This is a genomic window from Streptomyces sirii, from assembly GCF_045690365.1.
GTDB classification, from domain to species: domain Bacteria; phylum Actinomycetota; class Actinomycetes; order Streptomycetales; family Streptomycetaceae; genus Streptomyces; species Streptomyces sirii.
Genome location: NZ_CP147982.1, coordinates 835,419 through 859,132 on the forward strand (window position 1 = coordinate 835,419; position 23,714 = coordinate 859,132).

Annotated in this window: 19 protein-coding genes and 1 pseudogene; 11 read left to right on the plus strand and 9 right to left on the minus strand. The window is 71.1% G+C overall.

The features are described 5' to 3' along the window. Positions 1–139: 139 nt before the first annotated feature. Entirely contained in the window at positions 140–1,870 is a 1,731-nt protein-coding gene (locus WAB15_RS03995; RefSeq protein WP_407285341.1) for a PKD domain-containing protein, read from the plus strand. A gap of 98 nt (positions 1,871–1,968) precedes the next feature. Here WAB15_RS03995 and WAB15_RS04000 read toward each other — a convergent pair whose 3' ends face one another. Further along, the gene (locus WAB15_RS04000) at positions 1,969–2,430 is read right to left on the minus strand and encodes a polyketide cyclase (RefSeq protein WP_407285342.1); all 462 of its coding nucleotides are present in this window, start codon (positions 2,428–2,430) and stop codon (positions 1,969–1,971) included. A 128-nt stretch (positions 2,431–2,558) separates the two neighbouring features. Further along, positions 2,559–3,158: a TetR/AcrR family transcriptional regulator gene (locus WAB15_RS04005; RefSeq protein WP_407285343.1), complete on the minus strand. Its 600-nt coding sequence runs from the start codon at positions 3,156–3,158 to the stop codon at positions 2,559–2,561. Between the two features lie 337 nt (positions 3,159–3,495). On the opposite strand from WAB15_RS04005, the pseudogene WAB15_RS04010 reads away from it, so the two are divergent. From WAB15_RS04010 to WAB15_RS04025, 4 genes and pseudogenes are all read left to right on the plus strand, one after another. Further along, positions 3,496–3,918: pseudogene (locus WAB15_RS04010) on the plus strand (fumarylacetoacetate hydrolase family protein); the annotation flags it as partial. Positions 3,919–3,967: 49 nt separating this feature from the next. Further along, entirely contained in the window at positions 3,968–4,381 is a 414-nt protein-coding gene (locus tag WAB15_RS04015; RefSeq protein ID WP_407285344.1) for an MBL fold metallo-hydrolase, read from the plus strand. A gap of 86 nt (positions 4,382–4,467) precedes the next feature. Beyond that, positions 4,468–4,746 carry an antibiotic biosynthesis monooxygenase family protein gene (locus WAB15_RS04020; protein WP_399144782.1) on the plus strand — a complete coding sequence of 93 codons (279 nt, stop codon included), beginning with the start codon at positions 4,468–4,470 and terminating at the stop codon, positions 4,744–4,746. A 187-nt stretch (positions 4,747–4,933) separates the two neighbouring features. Beyond that, complete coding sequence (locus WAB15_RS04025; protein WP_399144781.1) at positions 4,934–6,097, plus strand: NAD-dependent formate dehydrogenase; 1,164 nt, start codon at positions 4,934–4,936, stop codon at positions 6,095–6,097. Positions 6,098–6,193: 96 nt separating this feature from the next. Here WAB15_RS04025 and WAB15_RS04030 read toward each other — a convergent pair whose 3' ends face one another. From WAB15_RS04030 to WAB15_RS04040, 3 genes are all read right to left on the minus strand, one after another. Further along, positions 6,194–8,611: a SpoIIE family protein phosphatase gene (locus tag WAB15_RS04030; protein WP_407285345.1), complete on the minus strand. Its 2,418-nt coding sequence runs from the start codon at positions 8,609–8,611 to the stop codon at positions 6,194–6,196. Positions 8,612–8,790: 179 nt separating this feature from the next. Then, positions 8,791–9,438: a response regulator gene (locus WAB15_RS04035; RefSeq protein WP_399144779.1), complete on the minus strand. Its 648-nt coding sequence runs from the start codon at positions 9,436–9,438 to the stop codon at positions 8,791–8,793. Continuing rightward, a complete protein-coding gene (locus tag WAB15_RS04040) occupies positions 9,429–10,649 on the minus strand; it encodes a sensor histidine kinase (RefSeq protein WP_407285346.1) in 1,221 nt (406 codons plus the stop codon). The genes WAB15_RS04035 and WAB15_RS04040 overlap by 10 nt, the downstream gene beginning before the upstream one ends. Positions 10,650–10,758: 109 nt before the next feature. Between WAB15_RS04040 and WAB15_RS04045 the strand changes: the two genes are divergently transcribed. Then, a complete protein-coding gene (locus WAB15_RS04045; protein ID WP_407285347.1) occupies positions 10,759–12,276 on the plus strand; it encodes a serine hydrolase domain-containing protein in 1,518 nt (505 codons plus the stop codon). An 81-nt stretch (positions 12,277–12,357) separates the two neighbouring features. Continuing rightward, entirely contained in the window at positions 12,358–12,900 is a 543-nt protein-coding gene (locus WAB15_RS04050) for a YciI family protein (protein WP_399144776.1), read from the plus strand. A gap of 93 nt (positions 12,901–12,993) precedes the next feature. Here WAB15_RS04050 and WAB15_RS04055 read toward each other — a convergent pair whose 3' ends face one another. Continuing rightward, on the minus strand, positions 12,994–13,719 hold the full coding sequence (locus WAB15_RS04055; protein ID WP_407285348.1) for a DUF6585 family protein: 726 nt from the start codon (positions 13,717–13,719) through the stop codon (positions 12,994–12,996). Then, a complete protein-coding gene (locus tag WAB15_RS04060) occupies positions 13,716–14,783 on the minus strand; it encodes a BTAD domain-containing putative transcriptional regulator (protein WP_407285349.1) in 1,068 nt (355 codons plus the stop codon). The genes WAB15_RS04055 and WAB15_RS04060 overlap by 4 nt, the downstream gene beginning before the upstream one ends. Positions 14,784–14,945: 162 nt before the next feature. Between WAB15_RS04060 and WAB15_RS04065 the strand changes: the two genes are divergently transcribed. Both WAB15_RS04065 and WAB15_RS04070 read left to right on the plus strand, forming a co-directional pair. After that, complete coding sequence (locus tag WAB15_RS04065; RefSeq protein WP_407285350.1) at positions 14,946–17,315, plus strand: helix-turn-helix domain-containing protein; 2,370 nt, start codon at positions 14,946–14,948, stop codon at positions 17,313–17,315. A 57-nt stretch (positions 17,316–17,372) separates the two neighbouring features. Next, entirely contained in the window at positions 17,373–18,098 is a 726-nt protein-coding gene (locus WAB15_RS04070; protein ID WP_407285351.1) for a rhomboid-like protein, read from the plus strand. 65 nt (positions 18,099–18,163) lie between these two features. Here the strand turns inward: WAB15_RS04070 and WAB15_RS04075 are convergent, their stop codons facing one another. Next, on the minus strand, positions 18,164–20,341 hold the full coding sequence (locus tag WAB15_RS04075; protein WP_407285352.1) for a polyprenyl synthetase family protein: 2,178 nt from the start codon (positions 20,339–20,341) through the stop codon (positions 18,164–18,166). Between the two features lie 281 nt (positions 20,342–20,622). On the opposite strand from WAB15_RS04075, the gene WAB15_RS04080 reads away from it, so the two are divergent. Both WAB15_RS04080 and WAB15_RS04085 read left to right on the plus strand, forming a co-directional pair. Then, complete coding sequence (locus tag WAB15_RS04080) at positions 20,623–20,919, plus strand: hypothetical protein (RefSeq protein ID WP_407285353.1); 297 nt, start codon at positions 20,623–20,625, stop codon at positions 20,917–20,919. Between the two features lie 301 nt (positions 20,920–21,220). Further along, positions 21,221–21,898 carry a terpene synthase family protein gene (locus WAB15_RS04085; protein WP_407285354.1) on the plus strand — a complete coding sequence of 226 codons (678 nt, stop codon included), beginning with the start codon at positions 21,221–21,223 and terminating at the stop codon, positions 21,896–21,898. Here WAB15_RS04085 and WAB15_RS04090 read toward each other — a convergent pair. Further along, the gene (locus WAB15_RS04090; RefSeq protein ID WP_407285355.1) at positions 21,806–23,260 is read right to left on the minus strand and encodes an MFS transporter; all 1,455 of its coding nucleotides are present in this window, start codon (positions 23,258–23,260) and stop codon (positions 21,806–21,808) included. The genes WAB15_RS04085 and WAB15_RS04090 overlap by 93 nt on opposite strands. Between the last annotated feature and the right edge of the window lie 454 nt (positions 23,261–23,714).

Consider the following 23,714-nt stretch of genomic DNA (forward strand, 5'->3'; position numbering starts at 1 on the left):
CGCACCGGACCGAAATGACGGCGAAATCAGGGGTGTTGGCGTGAAGTTAGCGTGGTGGCGGCGGGTTGCGCCCAGGCGGGCGGACTCCGGTGCGGGTTCCGTGCCGAGGCGGCCCGGGGTGACCCGCCGCTTGTTGGCGGTGAGGCGTTTCGCGGCGGTCGGCGCGGCCGCCGTGCTCCTCGGCCAGCTCCTCGGCGGGCACCCCGCCGCGGCGCAGACCGGCCTCCTGCCGGGATCGGCGTTCCCCCTCGTCCTCGATGTGGACCTGACGCCGAATCCGGTGTGCAGCGGAGCCGTGCACGGCAAGGTGCAGATCTACGACCCGTCCGCGGCGAAGCACGCAGCCACCGTGGAGTGGCGGGTGCGCGCCGGTGCGGAGCAGCTGGCCGGCGGGCGCCTCGCCATGGCCGCCGATGTCGGCACGGCGGAGTTCAGCATCCCCTTCGACCGGGTGCCCGCGACCGAGACCGCCCTGCAGATCGATGCCCGCATCGCCGGCTCCGACGGCCGGGCGCCCGGCCACTACGGCAAGGTCTGGCGGGACACGGTGCGCCGGGGGTGCGACCCCGTGCGGGTGGCGTCCGTCGGTGACTCCGTGGTCTGGGGGCAGGGCCTGGACCACGACCAGAAGTTCCCCTACCTGACGGGTGAGTTGCTCGGCCGGGCGACCGGCCGGGGTCATCAGAACCTGGACTACTCGATCTCCGGCGCGGTGCTCGACGCGCCCGAGCTGCCCGCGGGCAACGAGGACGCGGCCTGCCTGCGCACGACGGAGAAGCAGGACCCGGACGGCGACGGGGAAATGGAGTTCGGCGAGGTCACCCAGCAAATGCCGGATGTGTTCTGCCAGTTGGAGAAGGCGGGCGCACAGGCGCGGGCGGGCGGCTACGGTCTCGATCTGGTCGTGATCAACGGCTGCATCAACGACCTCGATCCCTTCTTCGGTATCGGCGTCGGCATCACCCCCGGCTCGAAGGACCTGCCCGCGGCGGTGAGGCGCGAGTGCTCCGGCATCGGCGCGGCACCGGAGAACCCGGCCAAGGACGTGCCGTACTTCAGTGGCGCGAAGGTCGGATACGGCGGACGCGGCATGCGGGCGGCGATCGAGAAGGCCCACTCCCTGCCGGGACGGCCGAAGGTGCTGGTCGCCGACTTCTACTACGCGCTGAGCCGCAGCAGTTCTCCGATCCCGGTGAAGACCTGCTCGACGCCGGGGCTCGCCGGGGCCCGGCTGGCCTCCTGCAAGGGCGCCCTCGGCAGCGTGGCCGAGCGCTACGAGCAGTACACGCAACTGGCCAATGCCGCCTACCGCCAGGCGGCGGCCGACGCCAACAAGGCGTCCAAGGACGGCCCGTACGCGGTCGCGGCCGACGGACTGTTCACGGTGGACAACGCCGTTCTCACCCGGGACTCCAAGGTCTGGAACACTCCGCTGACCGACCCGGCGTTCCCGCTGCGCACCCGCGCCTGCCCCGAGCTCAGCTCGACTCCGCTGCAGTGCCTGTCCGCGGCCGTCGGTCACCCCGACATCGAGGGCGCCCGGCAGTACGCCGACGCCTTTCTCCTCAACCCGAGCGTGCGCAGGTGGTTCCATCTCCCCCGGCAGGGACCCCGGGCGCAGCTCAAGGCCCCGCGGAACACGCAGGTCGGCAGCGAGGTGCCGCTGTCGGTGACGGTGGACGGGAAGCCGCCCGCCGGCGGGTACCGCTACCACTGGTACTTCGGTGACGGTACACAGCAGGAGACGAGCGAGCCGGCCGTCGCCCATGCCTACGACCGCAAGGGGCCCTGGCTTCCTCGGGTCGTGATGACCGGTCAGGACGGCGGACGCGCCCTGGTCGAGGCCTCCCAGGCCATCACTGCCGACTAATGGCTCCGTCCCAGGGGCGGCTCGCGGATGCGGGCCGCCCCTGGGACGTTTGCGCAATCCTGTTGGCTAGTTGGGCCGACCGGTCTTGGTCGGCGGCATCACCCACGGGAGACGAGTTCGGACAGGTGGTGCAGCGAGTTGGTGAGATGTTCCGGGCCGAACGGCGGGAACCGGATGTACTCCCGGATGAACTGCGGCACCGCCGACCAGTCGTAGGTGAGGGTGACCTCGGTCTCGGTCGGGCCGAGCGGTACCAGGTCGTAACGCCAGATCCAGCCTCCGAACTCCAGGCGGCCGTCGTCCTTCTCCTCCCCGGTCAGCCAGCCGATGGCACGCGGCGGGTCGAGCACCTGGACCTTGTTGACCACCTGGTAGTCACCGTCTGGATGGTTGGCGTGGTACATGCCCATCCGGAAGATCTGCCCCACCTCGATCAGCGGCGCCCGGTCGACGGCCTTCCGAACCCAGCCGGTGCCATCGATCGCGGAATGGGCCGTCGGGTCCGCCAGCACCGCGAACACCCTCGCGGCGGGCACGGCGACAGTCAGTGTGGCGCTCACGTTCTCCTGGTCCACTGTGTGCACACTCCTCGTCATCTCGTCTCGGGCCTCCCGCAGGCGCGGAAGGGGGACGTTCCCCTCTGCAGACGACGCGGCGAGGCGGAACTCATCGGTCGTGTGGGCGCGCCTCAGGCGCGATCCTCCGTTGACCGCACCACCGAAGCCACCATGGCGCGCAGCGCGACCAGCGCGCCCTTCGGGTCGATCCGGTCGGGTGCCAGGAGCCACTGCTGGTGGATGCCGATCATCGCGCCGCTGATCGCGACGGCCAGCATCTCCGCCGACAGACCGGGCGGCAGCGGCAGTCGCTCCAGCCAGCGCCGGCAGTGGCCGCGCAGGGTTTCGTGGATCTCGACATAGCGGCCGTGGATCGGTGAGCCCGGCTCCAGCGCCTCCACCAGGAGCGTGACGAACAGCTTGGTGGTGGGCGCCTCCAGCATGGCCTGGGCGCCCTCCACGAGGCGGTCGAAGCCCACCTCCGGGGCCTCCGCCTCGCCCGGTTCGGCGAGGTCGGCGCTCATCAGCTGCACCGAGCGTTCGAGTACGGCCAGCAGCAGGCCTTCCTTGCTGCCGAAGTGCCAGGGAATCGATCCCCTGCTGATCCCGGAGCGTTCGGCCACGTCCGCGAACGTGGTCTGCCGATATCCCTTCGCCGCGAACAGCTCCGCGGCCGCCGCAAGGATCCGCTCGCTGCTCTCGTGACTGGTCTGCTCGCGTCGCGTCGCCACACCGCCCCCTTCTATGCCGGTGATTATATTCTATGCTGGCCAACATAGGCCCAGCGTTGAGTCCGGGCTGTCCGGGATGGCAGGAGGAGGGGTTGCGTTGCGCTTCGTCACATACGCCTCGGCTGACGGCGCCCGGGCCGGCGTCGTCAACGGAGATCTGATCCACGCGTTACCCAAGGGCACGACCTTGCTCGAACTGCTCGGCCGCTCCTTGCGGCAGGCGGGCGAGCGCGCGCTCGCCGCGCCCGACGAGGTCGTCCCGGTCGCCGACGTCACCCTCAAGGCCCCCATCCCCAGGCCGCCGTCCCTACGGGACTGCCTGTGCTTCCTCGACCACATGCGCGGCTGCCTCAGGGCCGCCGGCGGCACCGGCACGCTGGACCCGACCTGGTACCGGATCCCCGCCTTCTACTTCGCGAATCCCGCCACCGTCCTCGGCCCCTACGACGACGTACCCATCTCCCCCGGCAGCGCCTGGTTCGACTTCGAGTTGGAGATCGGTGCGGTGATCGGCGTCGCGGGCCGCGATCTGACGCCCGAACAGGCCGAAGGCCATATCGCCGGCTACACCCTGTTCTGCGACTGGAGCGCCCGCGACCTCCAGGGCCTCGAAAGCCAGCTCAAGATCGGCCAGGCGAAGGGCAAGGACGGCGCTTCCACGCTCGGGCCGTGGTTGGTCACACCCGACGAGCTGCCCTTCGCCCCGAACGGCGGGCTCGCGCTCCGGGTGCGCGCCGAGGTCAACGGCGAGCCGATCGGCGAGGGTTGCACCGACGCGATGGACTGGTCCTTCGGCGAGGTCGTCTCGTATGCGCGCCCGCTATCAGACCTTCGAGCGGCGGCTCACCCTCGATGTGGGCGGACGCGAGGTGCGGTTGCTCAACCTCGGGCCCGCGCACACGGAGGCCGACACGGTGGTGCACGTTCCCGACGCGGGGGTGCTCTTCGCGGGCGACCTGCTGTTCATCGGGTGCACTCCGATCGTGTGGAGCGGCCCCCTCGCCAAGCAGACCGACGCCGCGTACGCCAAGGGACTCGACTTCCAGGAGGCGGCGTTCGGCATCGAACTGGCCGAGTACGCGGACTGGCTGGACGCCGAACGGATCGTGGTCAACGTCTACCGGCGCTACCGCGAGATCCACCCCGACCCGCCCGTGCTCGACCGATTCGCCCTGTTCGGCCTGATGGCCGAATGGGACAGCCGGCGAGAGCGCCGGGCGTGAGCCGAATGCCGAGCAATCGACACGGCGGACGGCTCTGTCCCTGATTCGGCACGACGAAAACCATTGAGAAAGAGCAAGGAGACATCATGAAGGTGGGAATGGTGGCATACCACTATCCGCACGCCGCTTACCGCGAGGAGTTCGTCTCGCGCGTCCACCAAGTCCGCGAGGTGATGCTGCGGACACCGGGATGCCTTTCGGGTGAGTGCTGGGTGTCCGGCGACGCGGTGATTTCCATAGTGCAGTGGGAGTCCGAGGAGGCACAGGCCGCGTCGCTCGCCGCCGTGATGGAGGCGGGAGTCGACGTCGCCTACGACGAGCGCGAGGCGCGCCCCCGCGAGATCGTTCCGCTGATGGCGGCCTGAACCGACTGGGCGCCGGCCACCCCGGATTCGGCCCCGCGGTCCTGATGGGCTGCGGGGCCGAATGCGCGCTCCGAGGTTTGCCGGGCGGACACCCGCTCGACTAAAATTCAAGATCATCGACCATTAGTCGATTCACCAGTGGACTGCCGGTTCTCCACTGCGGTGGCCCCATTGTTGGAGGGCGGCCATGGCAAAGATCCTTGCGGTGCTCTATCCGGATCCCGTGGGCGGCTATCCACCCCAGTACGCCCGCGACGCGATTCCCACCATCACCGGCTATCCGGGCGGTCAGACCGCGCCGACCCCGCAGGCCGTCGACTTCACCCCGGGACAGCTGCTCGGCTGCGTCTCGGGAGAACTGGGACTGCGCCGCTTCCTGGAGGAGCGGGGCCATACCTTCGTCGTCACATCCGACAAGGAAGGGGCGGGCTGCGTGCTGGACCGCGAGCTGCCCGACTCCGACGTGGTGATCTCGCAGCCCTTCTGGCCCGCCTATCTGACCCCCGACCGGATCACCTCGGCACCCCGGCTCAGACTCGCGATCACCGCCGGCATCGGGTCGGACCACGTCGACCTGCCGAGCGCCATCTCCCACGGCATGACGGTGGCCGAGGTGACCTACAGCAACAGCATCAGCGTCTCCGAGCACGCCGTCATGCAGATCCTCACCCTGGTGCACGACTATCTGCCCGCCCACGAGTGGGTGACCGCGAAGCAGGGCTGGAACATCGCGGACAGCGTCTCGCGCTCCTACGACCTCGAAGGCATGGACGTCGGCGTCCTCGGCGCGGGCCGCATCGGCCAGGCGGTGCTGCGACGCCTCCGGCCGTTCGACGTCACCCTGCACTACTGCGATGTGCACCGGCTGCCCAAGGACGTCGAGGAGGAGCTGGCGCTCACCTACCACCCCGACGCCCGTTCCCTGGCCTCCTCGATCGATGTGCTGTCGATCCACACCCCGCTGCACCCACAGACCCAGAACCTCTTCGACGACGAGCTGATCGGGGTCATGAAGCGCGGCTCGTACATCGTCAACACCGCTCGCGCGCTCATCGTCAGCCGGGACGCCGTGGTGCGGGCCCTGGACAGCGGCCGGCTGGCCGGATACGCCGGTGACGTCTGGTATCCGCAGCCGCCGCCGTCCGACCATCCCTGGCGCACCATGCCGCACGAGGCGATGACGCCGCACGTGGCCGGTACGACGTTGTCGGCGCAGGCCCGGTACGCCGCCGGCACCCGGGAGATCCTGGAGAACTGGCTCGACGGGCGGCCCGTCCGCCCGGAGTACCTGATCGTCGACGGGGGTGGACTCGCCGGGACGGGAGCGCGCTCGTACACGGTCGCCGGATAGCCGGCGACGGCCGGCGGGCGAGAAGTCGTCCGAGAAGTCGTCGGGCGTATGGCGGGAGCCCCCGAATCGGGTGCTCCCGCACCGCTTACCCGCGCCTCACAGCGGCTGCTCCGCCCAGATGGTCTTGCCGTTGCGCAGATAGCGGGTGCCCCAGCGTTCGGTGAGCTGGGCGACCAGGAAGAGGCCCCGGCCGCCCTCGTCGGTGGTGGCGGCGTGGCGCAGATGGGGGGAGGTGCTGCTGGTGTCCGAGACCTCGCAGATGAGGTCGCGGTCGCGGATGAGCCGGAGGGTGACCGGGCCGCTGCTGTAGCGGTAGGCGTTGGTGACCAGCTCGCTGACGATCAGCTCGGTGGTGAAGGCCAGGTCCGCCAGTCCCCAGTCGTCGAGCTGGGCCACCGCGAGCGCCCGGCCCTCGGCGGCCGCGGTGGGCTCCTCCGGCAGCTCCCAGGTGGCCACCTTGTGTTCGGCCAGGCAGCGTGTACGGGCGGTGAGCAGGGCGATGTCATCGCTGGGGCGGTCGGGCAGCAGCGCGTCCTCCACCGCCTTGCAGGTGTCTTCCAGCGAGCCGGCGGGCCGGCTCAGCGCCTCGCGCAACCGCGCCAGGCCCTCGTCGAGGTCGCGGCGGTGACGCGCCAGGAGCCCGTTGGTGTAGAGGGCGAGCACGGTGCCCTCGGGCAGTTCCAGCTCGGCGGCTTCGAAGGGCAGTCCGCCCAGGCCGAGCGGCGGACCGGCCGGCAGATCGAGGAAGTCCACCCGTCCGTCCGGTGTCACCACCGCGGGCGGCGGATGACCGGCGCGGGCCAGGGCGCAGCGCCGGGTGACCGGGTCGTAGACCGCGTACAGGCAGGTCGCGCCGACGACCTGCGGGGCATGCTCGCCGGTCTGCTCCTGCTCGGTCGCCAGCCGGTCCACGAGGTCGTCCAGGTGGGAGAGGACCTCCTCGGGGGGCAGGTCGAGGTTGGCGAGGGTGTGGACGGCGGTACGCAGCCGGCCCATGGTGGCCGCCGCGTGGATACCGCGGCCGACGACGTCGCCGACGACGAGGGCGACCCGCAGCCCGGAGAGCGGGATGACGTCGAACCAGTCGCCGCCCACGCCGGCGGTGGCGTCGGCCGGCAGATACCGATGGGCGATCTCGACCGCCGGGTGCCCGGGCACCTCGCGCGGGAGCAGGCTGCGCTGGAGCGCGAGCGCGGCCTGGTGCTGCTGGGTGTAGCGGCGGGCGTTGTCGATACAGAGGGCGGCCCGGGCGGCGAACTCCTCGGCCAGCGTGAGGTCGTCCTCCTCGAACGGCTCGGGCCGCCGCCACCGCCACAGGCTCACCACGCCCAGTACGAGGCCGCGCGCGACCAGTGGCACGACGATCAGCGAGTGGACGCCCAGTTCGAGGACCCGCTCGACCTTGTCCGGGTCGAGGGAGGACCAGCCGGGAGAGAACTCCAGGACCGGTTCGAGGACGGGAGCGCGCGCGGCCAGGCATCTGGCCTGTGGGGCTTCCGGTGGGAAGTGCATCGTGTGGCCCACCGGATACATCACCGGAGGGGCCTCGGGCGAGATGCTGCGGACGGCCGCCCGGACCATGTGGGGCGGCGGCTCCTGGCCCGGTTCCTCACCGCGGGTGACCTGTTCGAGCAGGTCGACGGAGACACAGTCCGCGAGGTCGGGGACCGCCACCTCGGCCAGCTCGCGCGAGGTGCGCTCCACGTCGAGGGTGGTGCCGATGCGGGCACCGGCCTCGTTGAGCAGCGCCAGTCTCCGGCGCGCCCGGTAGCGGTCGGTGACGTCTTCCACCATCTGGGTGACGCCGAGGATCCGGCCGGAGGAGTCCTGCATCCGGAAGGCCGAGATGGACACCACCAGCTCCCGGTCGGGGTCGTGTCGCAGACGGCAGGGCTGCTCGGTGAAGATCAGCGGCTCCCCCGTTTCGAGCACCCGCCGCAGCCGTGCCTCCACCGTCGCGGTGTCCCGGGCGATGACGAAGTCGCCGGTGTACAGCCCGCGAAAGTGCTCGGCGGGGATGCCGCCGAACCGGGCGAGCGCCCGGTTCACGCGCAGCAGGCTCAGATCGGGGGCGTGCACCGCGAGACCGATCGGGGACCGGCGGAACATCCCGTCCAGGACGGACCGGTCCGTCTCCCACTGGATCACCTGCTCCGCGGGCGCGGCCACCAGCACCCACTCGATATCGCCGTCGGCCCGCGCCACCGCCCGCACCCGGCAGCCCAGCTCCACCCGTCTGCCGCCGCGCTCCCGTACGGACAGCACCCCGAACCAGCCCCCGCCGCTCACGCACTCCGCCACCGCGGCCATGACGACGTCTTCGTCGCGCGGGTCGAGCAGCACCTCGCGCGCCGGCCGCCCGAGCACCTGCTCCGGCGAGTAGCCGAGCAGAGCCTCGGCGTGCTCGCTCCAGCCGACGACCCGCCCCCTGCCGTCCAGCACCGCGGAGGCCGAGTGCCGCAGGGCGAACGGGTCGTCCGGGCCCTCGCTGAAGGTCGTCACCGGTGTGTCCATCACCTACCACCCTCGTACCGTCCCCGTGGGACCGCGCGTCGGCGTCCGGGGCGCTGCTCGATCCGCTGCGACCGGGCGCCTGGCTCGACTCGAACCAGTATCGGCCTGGCCAGAGCACTCCGCGCGCTTCACAGGGCATACGCATGGGCCCGCGCCCGCCGTTCCGGCCGCTCGGGCCGTCAGGCGCGGAGGTAGGTGAGGACGGCCAGGACGCGGCGGTGCCCCTGGCCGTCGAGGTGGAGGTCGAGCTTCTGCAGGATGCTGCTGACGTGCTTGTTGACCGCGGCTTCCGTGACGTACAGCTCGCGGGCGATGGCGGCGTTGGCCCGGCCCTCGGCCATCAGGGACAGCACCTCGCGCTCGCGCGGGGTGAGGCGCTGCAGCGGATCACGGCGGCGGTTCAGCAGCTGGCGGACCACTTCGGGGTCCACGACCGTCGCGCCCGCCGCGACCTGGGCGACCGCGTCGACGAATTCGCCGACGGCGCTGACCCGGTCCTTGAGGAGGTAGCCGACGCCGGTGTCGCTGCCGAGGTCGAGCAGATGGGCGGCGTAGGACTGCTCGATGTACTGGCTGAGGACCAGGATCGGCAGGGTGGGGCGCTCGTGGCGCAGGAGCACCGCGGCGCGCAGCCCGTCGTCGGTGTTCTCCGGTGGCATGCGGACGTCGGTGACGACGATGTCGGGGTTGTGCTCCTGGACGGCGGTGACCAGGGCGTCCGCGTCGCCGACGGCGGCGAGCACCTGGTGGCCGAAGCGGGTGAGCACGCCGACCAGGCCGTCCCGCATCAGCGGGGAGTCCTCGGCGAGCACGACGGTCAGTGGCACGGCAGCTCCACGTGCAGGAGGGTGGGTCCGCCCGGTGGGCTGGAGATGCGGAGTCTGCCGTCCGCCGCGGCGACGCGGTCGGCGAGGCCGGTCAGGCCAGTGCCCCCCTCGGGGGCGGCGCCGCCGATGCCGTCGTCGCTGACGGACAGGGTCAGGACGTCGGTGTGGAGGCGGGCGTGCACCTCGGCTCGGGTCGCTCGGCTGTGCTTGGTGGTGTTGGTCAGCGCTTCGGCGATCACAAAGTACGCGGTGGTCTCCACGGCGACCGGCACCCGGCGCGGCAGGCGGATGTCGGCGGTGACGGGCAGGGCGGAGCGGGCCGCGAGGTTCTCGACGGCCGCCGGCAGGCCGTGGTCGGTGAGGGCCTTCGGATGCACGCCGCGGCTGAGTTCACGCAACTCCTCGACGGCGAGGGTGACTTGGGCCTGGGCGTCGGCGATCTGCCCGGCCAGCGGTGAGTCCGGGGCGACGTCGAGACGGGCCAGTCCGAGCGTCACGTTGAGGGAGACCAGCCGCTGCTGCGCTCCGTCGTGCAGGTCCCGCTCGATCCGGCGCCGTTCCGCGTCGAAGGCGTCGACCAGACGCGCGCGGGAGGCCCGTACGTCGATGAGCTGCCGGCCCAGTTCGCTGTCGCGGGGCGCCAGCATCAGGCGGGTCAGCGCGGCCCTGGCGCCGGCCCACGCGGTGATGGTGTACGGCGCGGCGACCAGCAGGCACAGGCCGACGATCGTCAGCGGCCAGGCACCGGGGTCGTCGGCCGGCGAGTACATCACCACTACGGGGACGACCAGGGCGAAGCCCAGTACGAGGAAGTCCATCCACCACAGGGCGGCCGAGGACACCGCGGTGAAGCCCAACTCGCGCCAGGTCGCCGGCTCCCGCAGCCGGGTTCGCAGCCAGCCGCGCAACCCCGGGCGCTCGGGGGCCTGATGGGGGTCGGGCACCGGGTCCAGGTCCACCAGGCGCAGGCGCCACCGCTCGAAGCGGGTGACGGCGATACCCGACAGCGCGACACCGAGCAGCAGCACGGCGCCCACGACCACGATCAGGGAGACGATGCCCGCGATCAGCGCGCTCACCAGGACGGCCGTGGCGAGGGCGCCGAAGGCGACCCCGGACAGCAGGTAGGCCAAGGACCGCCAAGGCCAGCTCGACCGAAGCATTTTCAGCGGGTTCTGGCCCAGGGCCTGCCAGGCGGTTCGATGTCGCACCCGCCGACCGTACCGGGGCGGGGATCTTGATGCGGTAGTGCTGGCACTACCTTCGTGCCTCCCATGTACGCCAATGCGCCGACCGGGGCGAACCGGTGCACTGGGCGCCATGAGAATGTTCACCGTCCGCAGTGGCGCCGGTCGCCGACTGGGCGTCCTGGTGGCCGCGTTCGGCATCGCGACGGCCGCCGTTTCCCTCCCGACGGCCGCATCGGCCGCCCGACCCGCCGCGAGCCTGACTCCGGCCTCGATCGACCGTTTCGTAGGCGACTACCTGGAGCAGACGCGTCTGCCGGGCGCGGTGATCGCCGTGACCAAGGGCAACCGGGTCCTCCACACGGCCGGCTACGGGCACACCGCCTCCGGGCAGGCGGTGACCGCGCGCACCCGCCTCCCCGTGGCATCGCTGTCGAAGTCCATGACCGCACTCGCCGTCATGCAGCTGGTCGAGGCGGGCAAGGTCGACCTGGACCGGCCCGTGCACCGCTATCTGCCCGAGTTCACCATGGACGACCGGCGCGCGGCACGGATCACCGTCCGCCAGTTGCTGACCCAGACCTCGGGCATGGCCGACTCCACCTATCCGGATCTGACCCGCGCCCAACCGCACACGCTCGAAGAGGCGGTGGCCGCGATGCGCGGGGCGCGCCTGGCCACCGCCCCGGGCACCAAGTACCGCTACCACAACCCCAATTACTTCGTCGCGGCCCGCCTGGTCGAGGTCGTCAGCGGACGGCCCTTCGCCGACTACCTGTCCGCCAGGCTCTTCGGGCCGCTGCGCATGACGCACACCGCGTCCGTCGACACCACCGACGAGATGCCCGACCACGCCCGCGGCTACGTCCGCGCCTACGGCACGGTGGTCCCCCGTTCCCACCCCCGCTGGTTCACCGCCGGCGGCCATGGCGTCGTCACCACCGCCGACGACCTCTCCCAGTGGCTGATCGCCCAGAACAACCAGGGGGTGTCCGCCGACGGACGCCGTATCGCCACCGCGCGCACCATCGAGCTCACGCACACCCCGCCACCAGCGTCCAAGGACAGCGACTACGCGATGGGCTGGACGGAGAACCGACCCGTTGGCGGCCCCAGAATGATCCAGCACACGGGCCAACTACTGACCCACAACTCCATGGCGGCGCTGCTGCCCGACAGCAGGATCGGCATCGCGGTCGTCACCAACACCGGCATGATCTCCGGGGACGACGCACCCCAGATCCTGCAGGGCCTGGTCGACCTCGCCCAGGGCGAGCACCCCGAGGTGGCCGAGCCCTTCTCGATGACGGCCGACTGGGTCCTGGCGGCCCTCACCCTGCTGGCCGTGGGCCTCGGCGTCCGCGGCGTCCTGCGCGCCCGCCGGTGGGCGGCGCTGCGCACCGCACGTCGAGCATGGGGGCGCACGACACTGCGGATGCTGCCCCAGGCCCTTCCCGTCCTTCTCCTCACCCAACTCGCGACGCTGCTGGGCCTGCTGATGAACCGTTCGGGAACGCTCGCCCAGACCGCCTACGCCTGGCCCGCCCTCGTCGCCTGCGCCGCCGCGGGTGCTCTCGCCTCCACCACGGTCGTCACCGCACGCACGGTGGCCCTGCTGCGAAGGCCGACTGCCCGCCCGATCCACGGCTGACGGAGCCCGGCGTCGGCCGCGAGATCGGCCGACGCCGGGATACCCGACCCCCTCATCGACCGGCGCCTCGATAATGTGGTCATGGAGTTCTTCTGCTACCACCGCGATCGACCCGACTCCCTGGCGCTGCGCGACGAGCTGTTGGAAGAGCACTGGTCCTATATGGACCGGTACGCGAAGGAGATGATCGCCCGCGGCCCGACGCTCGCCGGCGACGTGCCCACCGGCAGCGTCCACATCGTCGACCTGCCCGATCTCGCCGCCGCCCGCGCGTTCGCCTTCGACGAGCCCGGCTACCAGGCCGGCGTGTACCGGGACGTGCTGCTGCGCCGGTGGCGCAACATACTGGGGCGCACGATGTGGGACTTCCCCGGCGGCCCGACCGAGGGCAGCCGCTACCTGGTGCTCGGCCTCGGCACGGGACCTGCAGCCGACCTCGCCCTGCCGCCCGACCAGGACGAACTGATCGCGTACGGGCCGCTGCTGTCCGACGACGGCGCCACCTGGGTGGGTACCGCGGCCCTGGTCCGCGCGCCGGACCCGGACACGGCACGCACCGTCCTGACCCGCGACCGATACGCCGCCGTCGAGGTCCACCACTGGCAGTTCGGCGGGCGGTCGTGAGGAATCGGGACATCGCCCGTCACCATGCGCCAGGTGTGCCGGGGCGGCACACCTAGGGCAGGTCGTGGTGGACGTCGCGAGACCGGCTCGTCGTCATGAGCGCCCACCGTCGGTGCGCAAGTGCTCGACGAGCGCGCGAAGGACGAAGAGGTTCCGGATCGTCGACGCGGTGGCCGCCAGGGTGTGCCAGGTGCCGTCGATGTCGAGCCTGACGGCGCCGTGTTCGACCCCCAGGCTCCGCACCTGCGGCCACCGGGCGGCGACCTCGGCGGACCCGATCTCTTCCCTGGTCAGCCAGATGCCCCCGAAGGCGAGTCGTTCGCCCTGGTCGAGTGTGGCCAGCGCCCATGGCAGTTGGGCGCGGAGGACGGCCTGTCGGACTTCGGCCGCCCATTCCTCCGCGACGCTGTGCTCCGGCCCGCCGTACAGCACCACCCGCTTGCCTTCGACATCGGTGAGTGTGTGGACGCCGAGGGCGCCGGCCCGGCCCGCGTCGTGCGCGGGCCGGATGCTGGTGTGGAACACCGAGGTGGTGTCGTAGCGGATGACATGGATCCGTCCCTTGATGACGACCGTCATCCCGTGCTCGTACAGGTCCAGTCGGGCGTCCGCGCGCGCCTTCGTCGCGGCGGACCGGCCGTACCGGACGAAGGCCGGCAGTCTGCGGATCACCCGGAGCGGGCCGGCCTGCGCGGGGGTCGGCTGTCCGGTCCCCGCGTAGGTGGCACGCCGTCTGCCGATGCGCGCGCGGCCGGCCGCCGCCGAGATCCGCGCCAGCAGCAGCTCCTCACCGCGCGTACGCGGCGTCGGTCCGGTCATGGCGTGGTGCGGGTGAGGCCGAGGCCGGCGTCGTGCCCGCGCAGGATCATCAGATGCGTCCGGCTCAGCAGCCGGCCCGGCGACACCCCCAGGTCGTCGGCCAGCCGGCGGCGGGTGCGGTCGTAGACGGCCAACGCCTCGGCCCGCCGGCCGCTGCGGTACAGCGCACGCATCAGCATCGCGGCGACCGGTTCGTTCAGGGGCTGCGCCACGGCCAGGGCCCACAGCTCGGCGATCGCCTCGGTGTGCCGGCCCAGCCGCAGCTGCCAGTCCAGCTTCCGCTGCGCGAGGGTGATCCTGCGCTCGGTGAGCCGTAGCCGCTCCAACTCGACGAACGGACCGGGCAGACAGGACAGCAGCTCACCGCGGAACAGGTCCACCGCCTGGCCGCAGACCCGGACCGCCTCGGCGAGTTCGCCGGCCCGCTCGGCCTTTCCGGCGGCGGTGACCAGTTCCTCCATGCGCGTCACATCCACCTCGACCGCGCCGGGTACCAGCCGGTAGCCGCACCGGTCACGTTGGATCACCGAGTCCTGGCCGTCCCCGGCGTTGAGGATCTTCCGTAGTCGGTAGATGTACACCGGCACCACCTTCGTGTTCGGCGGTTCCATCCCCCACACCCCGTCCAGCAGTTCCTGCTGGCTGACCGTCCGGTCCGGGGACAGCGCCAGCGCCGCCAGCACGGCCTGCTGGCGGAGCGGCCCCAGGTCCACGGGCCGGCCGTCGCGCCATGCCTTCAGGGGGCCGAGCACGCAGATCCGCACCCGCGGTTCGCGGGCCTGGCGGCCGGCGGTCCGTGCCGGCGGGCCTACCGGCTCGCGCGGGCCGTGGCCGGGGACGACCAGGCCGCAGTCGAAGGCGTGGACGATGGCGGCGGCCCGGTCACGCAGCCCGAGTTTGGCGAGGATCCGCGCGAGGCGGCCGGCCACGGCGTCGTCGGGGAGCGCGAGGGCGGTGGCGATCTCGGCGTCTCTCAGGCCGCAGCCGACCGCGTAGAGCAGCTCGCGTTCCTGAGACGTGAGCGTGGTGACGGTCGATCGGTCGGCGGTCGCGGTCGTCGGCATCGCGGGGTCCCCTGATTTCCGGTGGTCGGTCTGGTCGCTGCCGTCGACGCTGGCCCCGGCACCGCGCGGCGGACAGGCCAGCAGACCGGCCGTATCCGGCCGGTGGCCGCGCTAGAGTCCCTCACCTGGGGGAATCGACATGCCGGGGGGAAGGCGTGACCTGTGACAACCAGTGAGTTCAGCGCACTGTTGAAGCGGCTGCGGCGGGCGGCCGGGATGACTCAGGAGGCGTTGGCGGAGCGCGCCGGAGTCGGCGTGCGCACCATCCGGGGGCTGGAGACCGGCGAGCGCGCCGACCCCAGGGTGACCACGGTGCGCCTGCTGGCCGACGCGCTCGGGCTGAGCCCCGAGGAACGGGAGGAGCTGCTGGCGGCTGCCGTCCGCCGGACCGGGGACGACACCCGGTCGGAGGACCCGGCCGGGCGCGCCGAGCCGGGGCCGGGCGTCCGTCCGGAGTCGGCGTTGGACGAGACCCTGGCCGATGTGTCCGAGCAGCTGGCGCAGACGGTGGCCGCCCGCTGGCGGCGCGAGGAGGAGCAGCGGCAGGTCCACGATCCCTATCCGCTGCCGGTGCGCTGGCGGCCGGTTGCCGAGGAGCTGACCGATCACTGGGCCAACATCCGCCGGCTGCCCGCCGGTGCCACGCCCGGTCCGCTGGACCTGAGCGGGCAACTGGACGAGATCGCGGGCGTGTTCCGGCGGATCCCGTCCGGGCGGCTGGTGGTGCTGGGCCGTTCCGGCTCCGGGAAGACGATCCTCGCCGTGCGGTTCGTCCTGGACTACCTGACGTCGAGGAGCCGCACCGAAGCCGTACCGGTGATCTTCAGCATCGGCTCATGGGATCCGACCGCCATGACGTTCCGGGACTGGCTGGCCGCGCAGCTGACGCGCGATCACCCCGGTCTCGCCGCCCCGGGGCCCGGCGGGTCGAGCCTGGCCGCCGCGCTGGTCGAGACCGGCCGGGTGCTTCCCGTACTGGACGGCTTCGACGAGATCGCCGGCGGACTGCGCCGTCCCGCGCTGGAGGCGCTCAACGCCACCACTCTCCCGCTGCTGCTGACCAGCCGTCCGTCCGAGTACGCCGCCGCGGTGGCGGAGACCGATGTGCTCACCTCCGCCGCCGCGGTGGATCTGACCGACCTCACCCTCGACGACCTGGCCGACTACCTGCCGCGCACCACACGCAAGGCCCGCGGCGGGGCTCCCTCGGCGACCGCCTGGGATCCCGTGCTGAACGAGCTGCGCGAGCGGCCGCACAGCCAGGCCGGTGCCAACCTCGCCGCGGTGCTGACCACTCCGCTGATGGTCACCCTCGCCCGCGCCGTCTACAGCGACACCCCCGGCAACCACCCGGCCTCGCTCCTGGAGACCCGGCGCTTCTCCAGCCCCGGGGAGCTGGAGGACCACCTCCTCGACAACTTCATCGCCACCGCCTACCGTCCTCGGCCCGACCACCGCCCCGGCAGCGGGCCGCGCCGCACCGTCGACCCGGAACGCGCCCAGTACTGGCTCGGCTACCTGGCCGACCACCTGACCCGGCTCGACACCCCCAACCTGGAGTGGTGGCGGCTCGGTTACGGGCTGCGCCGCACCACACGCACACTGGTGACCGCGCTGGCGACCTGTCTGGCCGTCGGGCTCGTCGACAGTGTCGTCGGCACCCTCTTCGACTCCCTCCAGTTCCAGCTCGCCGACGGGCTGGCGGCGGGACTCCTCTCCGGGCTCCTGTTCGGCATCGCGTACTGGTTACTGGTCGCGTCCGACGACGCGGCCGTGGAACCGTCCAGCATGCGCATGAAGTTGTTCGGCCGGGACGCGCGGACCAGACGCAGAGCCCTCCCCCGGCTGGTGATCGGGTTGGTGTGCGGGCTCGTGTTCGGCCTCTGCTACGGCTTCGTCCGCGGAGTGCTGAACGGCGTCCTCGCACACGGCAGCCTCCCGACCGTCCTGACCGTCGGCCTCGGCGACGGCATCGTCTACGGCCTGGTGTTCGCGCTGGGAGCCGGCCCCACCTTCGGACTGCTGACCCTCTTCGAAGCCCCCCTCGACATCCGGTCCGCCGTCAATCCGGTCAGCCTGCTGCGTACGAACTCCCGGACCGTCGCCACCCAACTCCTGCTCTGGTCCCCCACCTTCGGACTCATGGTCGGCCTGGGATCCATGGCGGTGGTCGGCCTCGTCGAGACGGTCACCGGCCCGGTGGTCTGGAGTCTGACGGCCTCGCTCAAGCTCGGCCTCATCAGCGGGCTCGGCGGCGCCCTCGGCTATGCGCTGAGTCTGACCGCCTGGGGGCAGTGGGCGGTGTTCTCCCGGATCTGGCTGCCGCTGACCGGCCGGCTGCCCTGGGCCGTCGTCACCTTCCTCGAAGACGCCTACCAGCGGGGCGTGCTCCGTCAGGCCGGCGCGGTCTACCAGTTCCGCCACGCCCGGCTGCAAGGCCACCTCGCTCGCGCCTACCGCTCCCCCCGCGTACCACAGCAGCCGGCCGGACCGGACGGCCCGCGCCCGACCGACGAATCGGAGTCAGCCTGACGAGACGACTCCCCCGGAAAATTCCCTCCCCTGAAAGTCCCCGGAGCCCCCCACACCGTGACCGACATCTCCCAGCACTCCGAAGCCGCCCCCGAAACCCTCCTCGGCCGCTCGATTCGTGCGCTCACCCGATATCCGCGCCGCAGTCCGGCCACTCTCGGCTATCTCGTCCTGCTGGCCGTGGACACCCTCGTCGTCAAGCGCGTACTGCCGGAGTCGACCGCCGGCCGGATACTGCAAGACATCAGCACCAACATCGACAACCTTCCGCGGCACCCCGTCACCAGCCTCCTCGGCAGCCTCCTTGTCGTTGATCGGGGCACGTTGCTGGACTATCTGCTCACCGTCGGACTCGGCGTCGCCGTCTGCCTCGGGTTCCTGGAACACCGGATCGGCGCACCGCGCGCCTTCGCGGCGGTGCTGCTGGGACATGTGGGGGCGACGCTGGTCACGTCCGGCGTCGTGGCGATGGCGATCGATGCGGGAACGTATCCGCCGGATATCCGGCACGCGCTGGACTATGGCGTGAGCTACGTATCGATCGCGGCCACCGCCTCCATCACACCGCTGCTACCGCGCCGTGCCCGCCCATGGTGGGCCGCCGTCGCGGTGCTCTATCCCCTCACGGCGGCGGAGTGGTACGGCCGGCTCCCGGACTTCACCACGATCGGCCATATCGCCGCGGCGCTGATCGGACTGACCGTGGCGTTCCTCATGACCCAGGTCGGGCCGCGGCGGGCGAACGCCCCGAGTTCTCAGATCGGTCCCGACCATATGGCGTAGGAAACCGCATGTGAGGCTTGGTCGGTGCCGCCCTGCGACCGCTTCCGTAAGCGGGACGACCGCCGTCACTTCCACAACACGCCTCCCCGGGCGGGGACGTCCGGTTCGCGCAGGGCGGCGTAGTTCCCCAGGGCCCGAACCAGGACCTTGGTGATGGACTCCGCCAGCACGGGCTCGAGCCGGTGCCAGGCGACGTCGACATGGGCCTTCGCCTCCTGGTAGCAGGCCTGGACTGCGCCGCAGCCGGTGACGGCGGCGGCAACTTCGCGCACCGTCGCCGGATCGGCTCCGCCACCGCGCACGGACCGCCACAGCCGGGAGATCTCATCGGCCGGCAGCAGGGAGACGGCGCGGGCCAGCGGCATGGTGACCTTGCCGGCCCGGAGATCCTCCCCGCAGTGCTTGCGGCGTTCGCCCTGCGGGGCGGGAAGCGTCGCGCCGTACAGATCAAGGAGGTCGTCGGTGATCTGGTAGGCCGTGCCGACGGCTTCGAAGTACTCCCCCAGGACGGCGATCCGCGCGGCGCCGCCTCTGACGATCAGGCCTCCGATCTCGGCGAAGGCGCGGGCCGGCAAACCGGTCTTGAACCGATGGGCCGCCTGGATCCGGGCCAGCAGCGCGGTCGGATCGTGTGCGGCGACCGCCTGGTCCATCGCTTCTGTGTGGCCTGCGATGTCGACCGCCTGGCCGCCGTGCGCCGCCCGCAGGATCCGAATCCACCGCTGGTAGACGCCCAGGCGCAGGGCGTCGTCGTCGGGCACGAGGTCCTCGATGACGCGGTCGAGGACGAAGTACGCGGCGGTGGCGGCGTTGATCGCGGTCGGCACGCCGTAGACGGTGTGCACGGCCGGAACGCCCCGCCTGCAGGTCGACTCGTCCTGTACGTCGTCGATCGCCAGAGTCGCGCTGTGGATCACTTCGACGGCCGCCAGCAAAGGGGCATACGGGCCGCTGGAGACCCCGAACAACTCCATCGCCGCGCAGCACACGAACGTCCGCCAGCCCCTGCCCCCGGGGTCCGTGAGGTGGCGGATGGGCCGCACCAGGGTCTCGTGCACCGTCGTATCGGGCATGCCGTCCGTCGAGGTGCCCCGGCCACCCAGCAGCGAGGCCGTCAAGGCCGGTGAGGGGCAGTCCGGGTAGAGCAGATCCACCTCGCGCCGGGTGACCGTCTGGAGCCGGCCCAGGTATTCCTCGATGTCCGTGACCTGCTGGGCGGGCACCACTTCCACCCAGGCTCGTCCCCGCACCGGTCGACCGCCCAGAGTGCCCCGCACCTCGGCGTCCGTACAGAGCAGACCCAAGCCGAACAGCAGGCTTCGGATGTCCTGGTCCACGGTCGCCGTGACCGTGAGCTGCGCGTCCACTTCGGGGAGCGGGACCTCCCAGGACGTCGGATAGGTGTTCAGCGTGGCGAGCGAGGTCCACGAGGCGGATTCCACAAGGTGCGGCCGGGCATGGACGACGGTGCCGTCGGGAGCCACGACGCCCGCGGCCGTACGCCGTTCGGTGACGCGGCGCGAGACGACGTCTTCGACCTGGACGTCGCCGACGCAGATGTCCCAGCCGCAGTCCAACCCGATGTCCAGACGGCTCCAGCCGACATCGGCCGTCCGCCGCCCGCCGCTCATACGCGGAAGGTCGGCGCCGATGGTGTGGTCGTACCACCCGCTGCCCGACACCGCCACCGGCCGCTCGCCCGGTCCGGCGATCACGCCCCGCACGCCGCAGCGCGGCCGGCAATGGCCGCCCAGGTCCCCCAGATCGCTATACGGGAGGGCTGCCCGGGTGGGCTCGACGACCAGGTCCACCCTGCGGCCGTCCTCCTCCAGGACGGTGAGCAGGTACGAGCCGTCGGCGGCCTCCCGCAGGGCGGCCACACCGCCGTACTCAAGCCCCACTCGTCCCTTGGCGGCAACCACAACCGGCCCGGAAAGCAGCCGGTCAGGAGGCACCGGCGTCCCGTCCGCCAGCGCCTCCGCCAGCGCCGCGCGCACCCGCGAGTCCATCGCTTCATCGGCCTCGACGACCGACCGCAGCATCGCCACCGCCGGGCCGTCCATCCAGGTGCGGACAGCCGGCTCCCGGCCACCGGCGCCCGACCGGGACCACAGCAACGCGTGCCACGGGACCGATGGACACCCGTCCGCCGCGTCCACACCCCGTAAGAACATCACCGCGAACGTAGACGACTCGCCGGCCTCCCCGGACAGCCGGCCGCGCAGGGCCCACCGCTCCAGCATGCTCCCCCCCAACCGCGCACCGCCCCCCGGCCACGTTGAGCGGCCCAGGAGTCCCATGCCTTCGTCAGGCCTAGCAGCAAACCGCCAACGGCCGGGCGAGTTGCCCACCGACATCCGTACGCAAACCGCCCCAACAGGTGAACCATCACCCGCCCCGGATTCGTCCCCCGCCGGACCAGCCGAGCATCCGCGCAGCCGCCGAAGAACAGCACTAAGTTTCGTTGCCACACCGCAAGTTGACGGCATGACAGAGGCGCACTCGATCCGCGATCGTATGCTGCATGAACTCCGATGAAGCCGAGATGCGTGCAGCGGTCCGCGAGCTGGCCGACGCATTGGAGACGATGCTCAACCTGATCAAGGCCGACGCACTTCCCACCACCCCCGAGGCTCAAGGCCTCCTCCACAAAGCGGGAACCTTCCTCGACGAGTCGACCGACCTGATCGCCGTCTCGGACCGGCCGGGCGAGATCCTCTCCCTGGCCACCGCACTCAACAAACTGGTCATTTCGGCACGGGAGCAGATCCTCGACGACGCCGTCGCCGCCTCGCCCGCACCCGACCACCCGACCATGTGAACACTCCGCACGGAAACCGAAACCGGGACCGAGCCGAAACCGGAACCGAAGTCGGGACCCGAAGTCGGGACCGAATCTCCGACCGAGGGGGCGATGCCGCCGCGTTCAACGCGTTCACGCTTCCGGGCCGAGAGGAAGCTTGCCACCGGTCGGCATCGCAGGGTGTCCTGGACCCGCGGTCGCTGCGCGTACTGAGGTGACACACGGACCTGCCTGTTTCCTTGCAGAAGGGACGTGGCCATGCCGCAGGACGTCGAGTTCGCTCTGCCCTCTCGCCCAACAGACGCGGCGCATACGTGCCGTGTGCGACGCCTTCCACGACGTCATGGCCTCGTCCGGTGGCGTGCTCGACGGATCCGGACCACTGGTGGTGGCCTTCGCAGAAGTGTGGCGACGGCTGTCCCAGGGTGCATCCGCGGAGTGGATCGACCGGACGGCCCGGCACTGGGACTGGTACTTCGACGCGTACGCCGAGGAGGCCGACAACCGGGCACACCGCCGGATCCCGACCGTGGAGGAGCACTTCGCCCTGCGGCGCAAATCCGGCTTCGTCTACGCGATGATCGACCTCAGCCAGAAGGCCCACGGCTTCGAACTGCCCCGCCACGCATACGACGACCCGGTCCTGCGCCACATGCTCGACATCACCGCCGATGTCGTCGACACGCTCAACGACGTGCACTCCGTGGAGAAGGAGGAGTCCCGGGGAGACCTGCACAACCTGGTCCTGACCATCGAGCGGGAGAGCGGCTGCGGCCGGCGGGAGAGCATCGCGCGGATCCAGCGACTCATCGACGACTGGGGCCGGGAGTTCCTGGAACACGAGCGGGTGCTGCTCGACGGTGCCGGGCGCGACGGACCGGTGTTGCGGCCGTCGATCACATCGTCATCGGCCGTGTCCTGCGGTCCGCTTGGCCTCGCTCTCGTCCTCGTCCTCAGACCGCCCCTCGATCGGTTGCGCAAGGTGGTTGGCGCGTAGCGCGGTGAGTATCCCGAGGGCGGAGATGGCGGCGAAGCCGAGCAGGAGGTAGCGCGCGGAGGTGAGCAGCGACGGACCACTCAGGTTGACCAGGAGGCCGGCTACCGCCGCACCGAACGCTGTCGCCATCGTGAGCACGGTCGCGATCGCCGCGGCGGCCTTCTCTCCCTCCGTCTTGTCCGGTGTGCTCGCCATCGCGGCAACGGACAGGTGGGGCATGGCCAGACCGATTCCTGTGCCGGCGAGGAAGAGGACGGGCAGCCATGCGATGACCAGAAGGAGCGATGCGTCACGGTGCTGCAGCAGAGCGAGTACCGCGAGGCCGGCCGTGAGGAGACCGGGGCCGGCCACCCGCAGCCGTCGAACCGTCCGCTGCTCACGTGCCGAGGAGCTGACGACTTGGCTTGCCGACCAGCCGAGCGACAACGTGGCCCCGAAGAACCCCGCCGCAACCGGCGGCAACCCTCCCAGCCGTTGGCCGAACAAGGGCAGGAACGCCTCCACACCGATGCCGGCCGCGAGGAACGCGATGGTCAGGTAGACCCACCGCAATGCGGAGCCGGTCTGGTAGGTCTGGCGCGGCAGGACTCGGTCCTTGCTCCGTTTCTCCGTCACCGCGAAGGCCATGACCAGTGCCGGCGCGAGTGCGATGCACACCGCTATCAGGGCCTCGTTCGACAGGATTCCGGCGATGCTCACGGCACCTGTGGCCCCGACAACCAGCATCAACGAGCCCAGCGGTACGGGAACCGCCTCCGTCTTGCCCCGGCCCCGGCCGCTTCGTGGCAGCACTCGGGGGACGCACGCCGCCATCACTCCCACGGCGACGGCCAGCACCACGAACGCCGCCCGCCAGGAGCCGAACTGGGCGAAGAGACCGCCCAGAGCCGGCCCGACGAAGTTGCCCACGCCGAACATGGCGGAGATCAACGCGCTGCCCCGGACCCACAGATGACGCGGTAATGCCGAGTAGATGAGGGCGAACCCCAGACCGGTCAGCAAGCCCGCCCCGAGCCCCTGGGCGCCGCGGCCGACCAGCAGCACGGGCATCGCCGGACTGACCGCGCACACCACCGACCCGGCGGCGAAGACGCCGAAGCCGATCAGGTAGGAGCCGACGTTGCCGTGCCGAGAAAGGGCTCGGCTCACAAGCATCGTCGCGACGACCTGGGCGGTCAGAAAGACGGTCATGTTCCAGGCGTAGAGGCGTTCACCACCGATGTCGGCGACCGCCGTCGGCAGCAGGCTCGCGGCCAGGTAGATGTTGACGGCGCCGACGAGTACGCCTCCGGCCAGCACCGCGGCGGTACCGATATGGCTGCCGAGTTCCCGCCACGATCCGACGCTCTGACTGTCGTTCACTTACGCATCCCGTCTGTGAGCTGTTTCCTTCCAGGCATCATGGCGGGGCAGGAAGACCCGGTAATCCGGCAAAACGGACGTGATCTAGGTCGCATTCTTGAGTGGTGCGGCTTGGTGTACGCCCTTCCCATACGCCCGAGGACCGTGGCCCGTCAACCGCCACGACCACGCGCACCCGCGGCCGCTCGCATGACGATTTTTTTGCATTTCTTGCCCTCGCCGGCCTGCCCTACGCCCGGCTCAAATTTGCGACTCCAAGCCTGCTCCGGGACGGAGCCGGCGCATCGAATCGGCGGATTTGACACCCGGACGAGGGGCGGCATCGCTCAACGCGACGCCGGCAGCGCCCGCTTCGCGTCCCCCCGAACCTCCCAAGACGCCTGGCCGACGGCTCCTGAACGCCCCACCGGCGACCGGGCAAATTGCACGCCCCGCCACCTTATCCACACCCGCT

What these genes read in the sequence shown, in the direction of transcription:
- WAB15_RS04015 (WP_407285344.1), top strand. Translation starts at nt 3,968, where the DNA reads ATGCGCGCCCGCTATCAGACCTTCGAGCGGCGGCTCACCCTCGATGTG.
- WAB15_RS04020 (WP_399144782.1), top strand. Translation starts at nt 4,468, where the DNA reads ATGAAGGTGGGAATGGTGGCATACCACTATCCGCACGCCGCTTACCGC.
- WAB15_RS04025 (WP_399144781.1), top strand. Translation starts at nt 4,934, where the DNA reads ATGGCAAAGATCCTTGCGGTGCTCTATCCGGATCCCGTGGGCGGCTAT.
- WAB15_RS04030 (WP_407285345.1), bottom strand. Translation starts at nt 8,611, where the DNA reads ATGGACACACCGGTGACGACCTTCAGCGAGGGCCCGGACGACCCGTTC.
- WAB15_RS04045 (WP_407285347.1), top strand. Translation starts at nt 10,759, where the DNA reads ATGAGAATGTTCACCGTCCGCAGTGGCGCCGGTCGCCGACTGGGCGTC.
- WAB15_RS04050 (WP_399144776.1), top strand. Translation starts at nt 12,358, where the DNA reads ATGGAGTTCTTCTGCTACCACCGCGATCGACCCGACTCCCTGGCGCTG.
- WAB15_RS04055 (WP_407285348.1), bottom strand. Translation starts at nt 13,719, where the DNA reads ATGACCGGACCGACGCCGCGTACGCGCGGTGAGGAGCTGCTGCTGGCG.
- WAB15_RS04060 (WP_407285349.1), bottom strand. Translation starts at nt 14,783, where the DNA reads ATGCCGACGACCGCGACCGCCGACCGATCGACCGTCACCACGCTCACG.
- WAB15_RS04075 (WP_407285352.1), bottom strand. Translation starts at nt 20,341, where the DNA reads ATGCTGGAGCGGTGGGCCCTGCGCGGCCGGCTGTCCGGGGAGGCCGGC.
- WAB15_RS04080 (WP_407285353.1), top strand. Translation starts at nt 20,623, where the DNA reads ATGAACTCCGATGAAGCCGAGATGCGTGCAGCGGTCCGCGAGCTGGCC.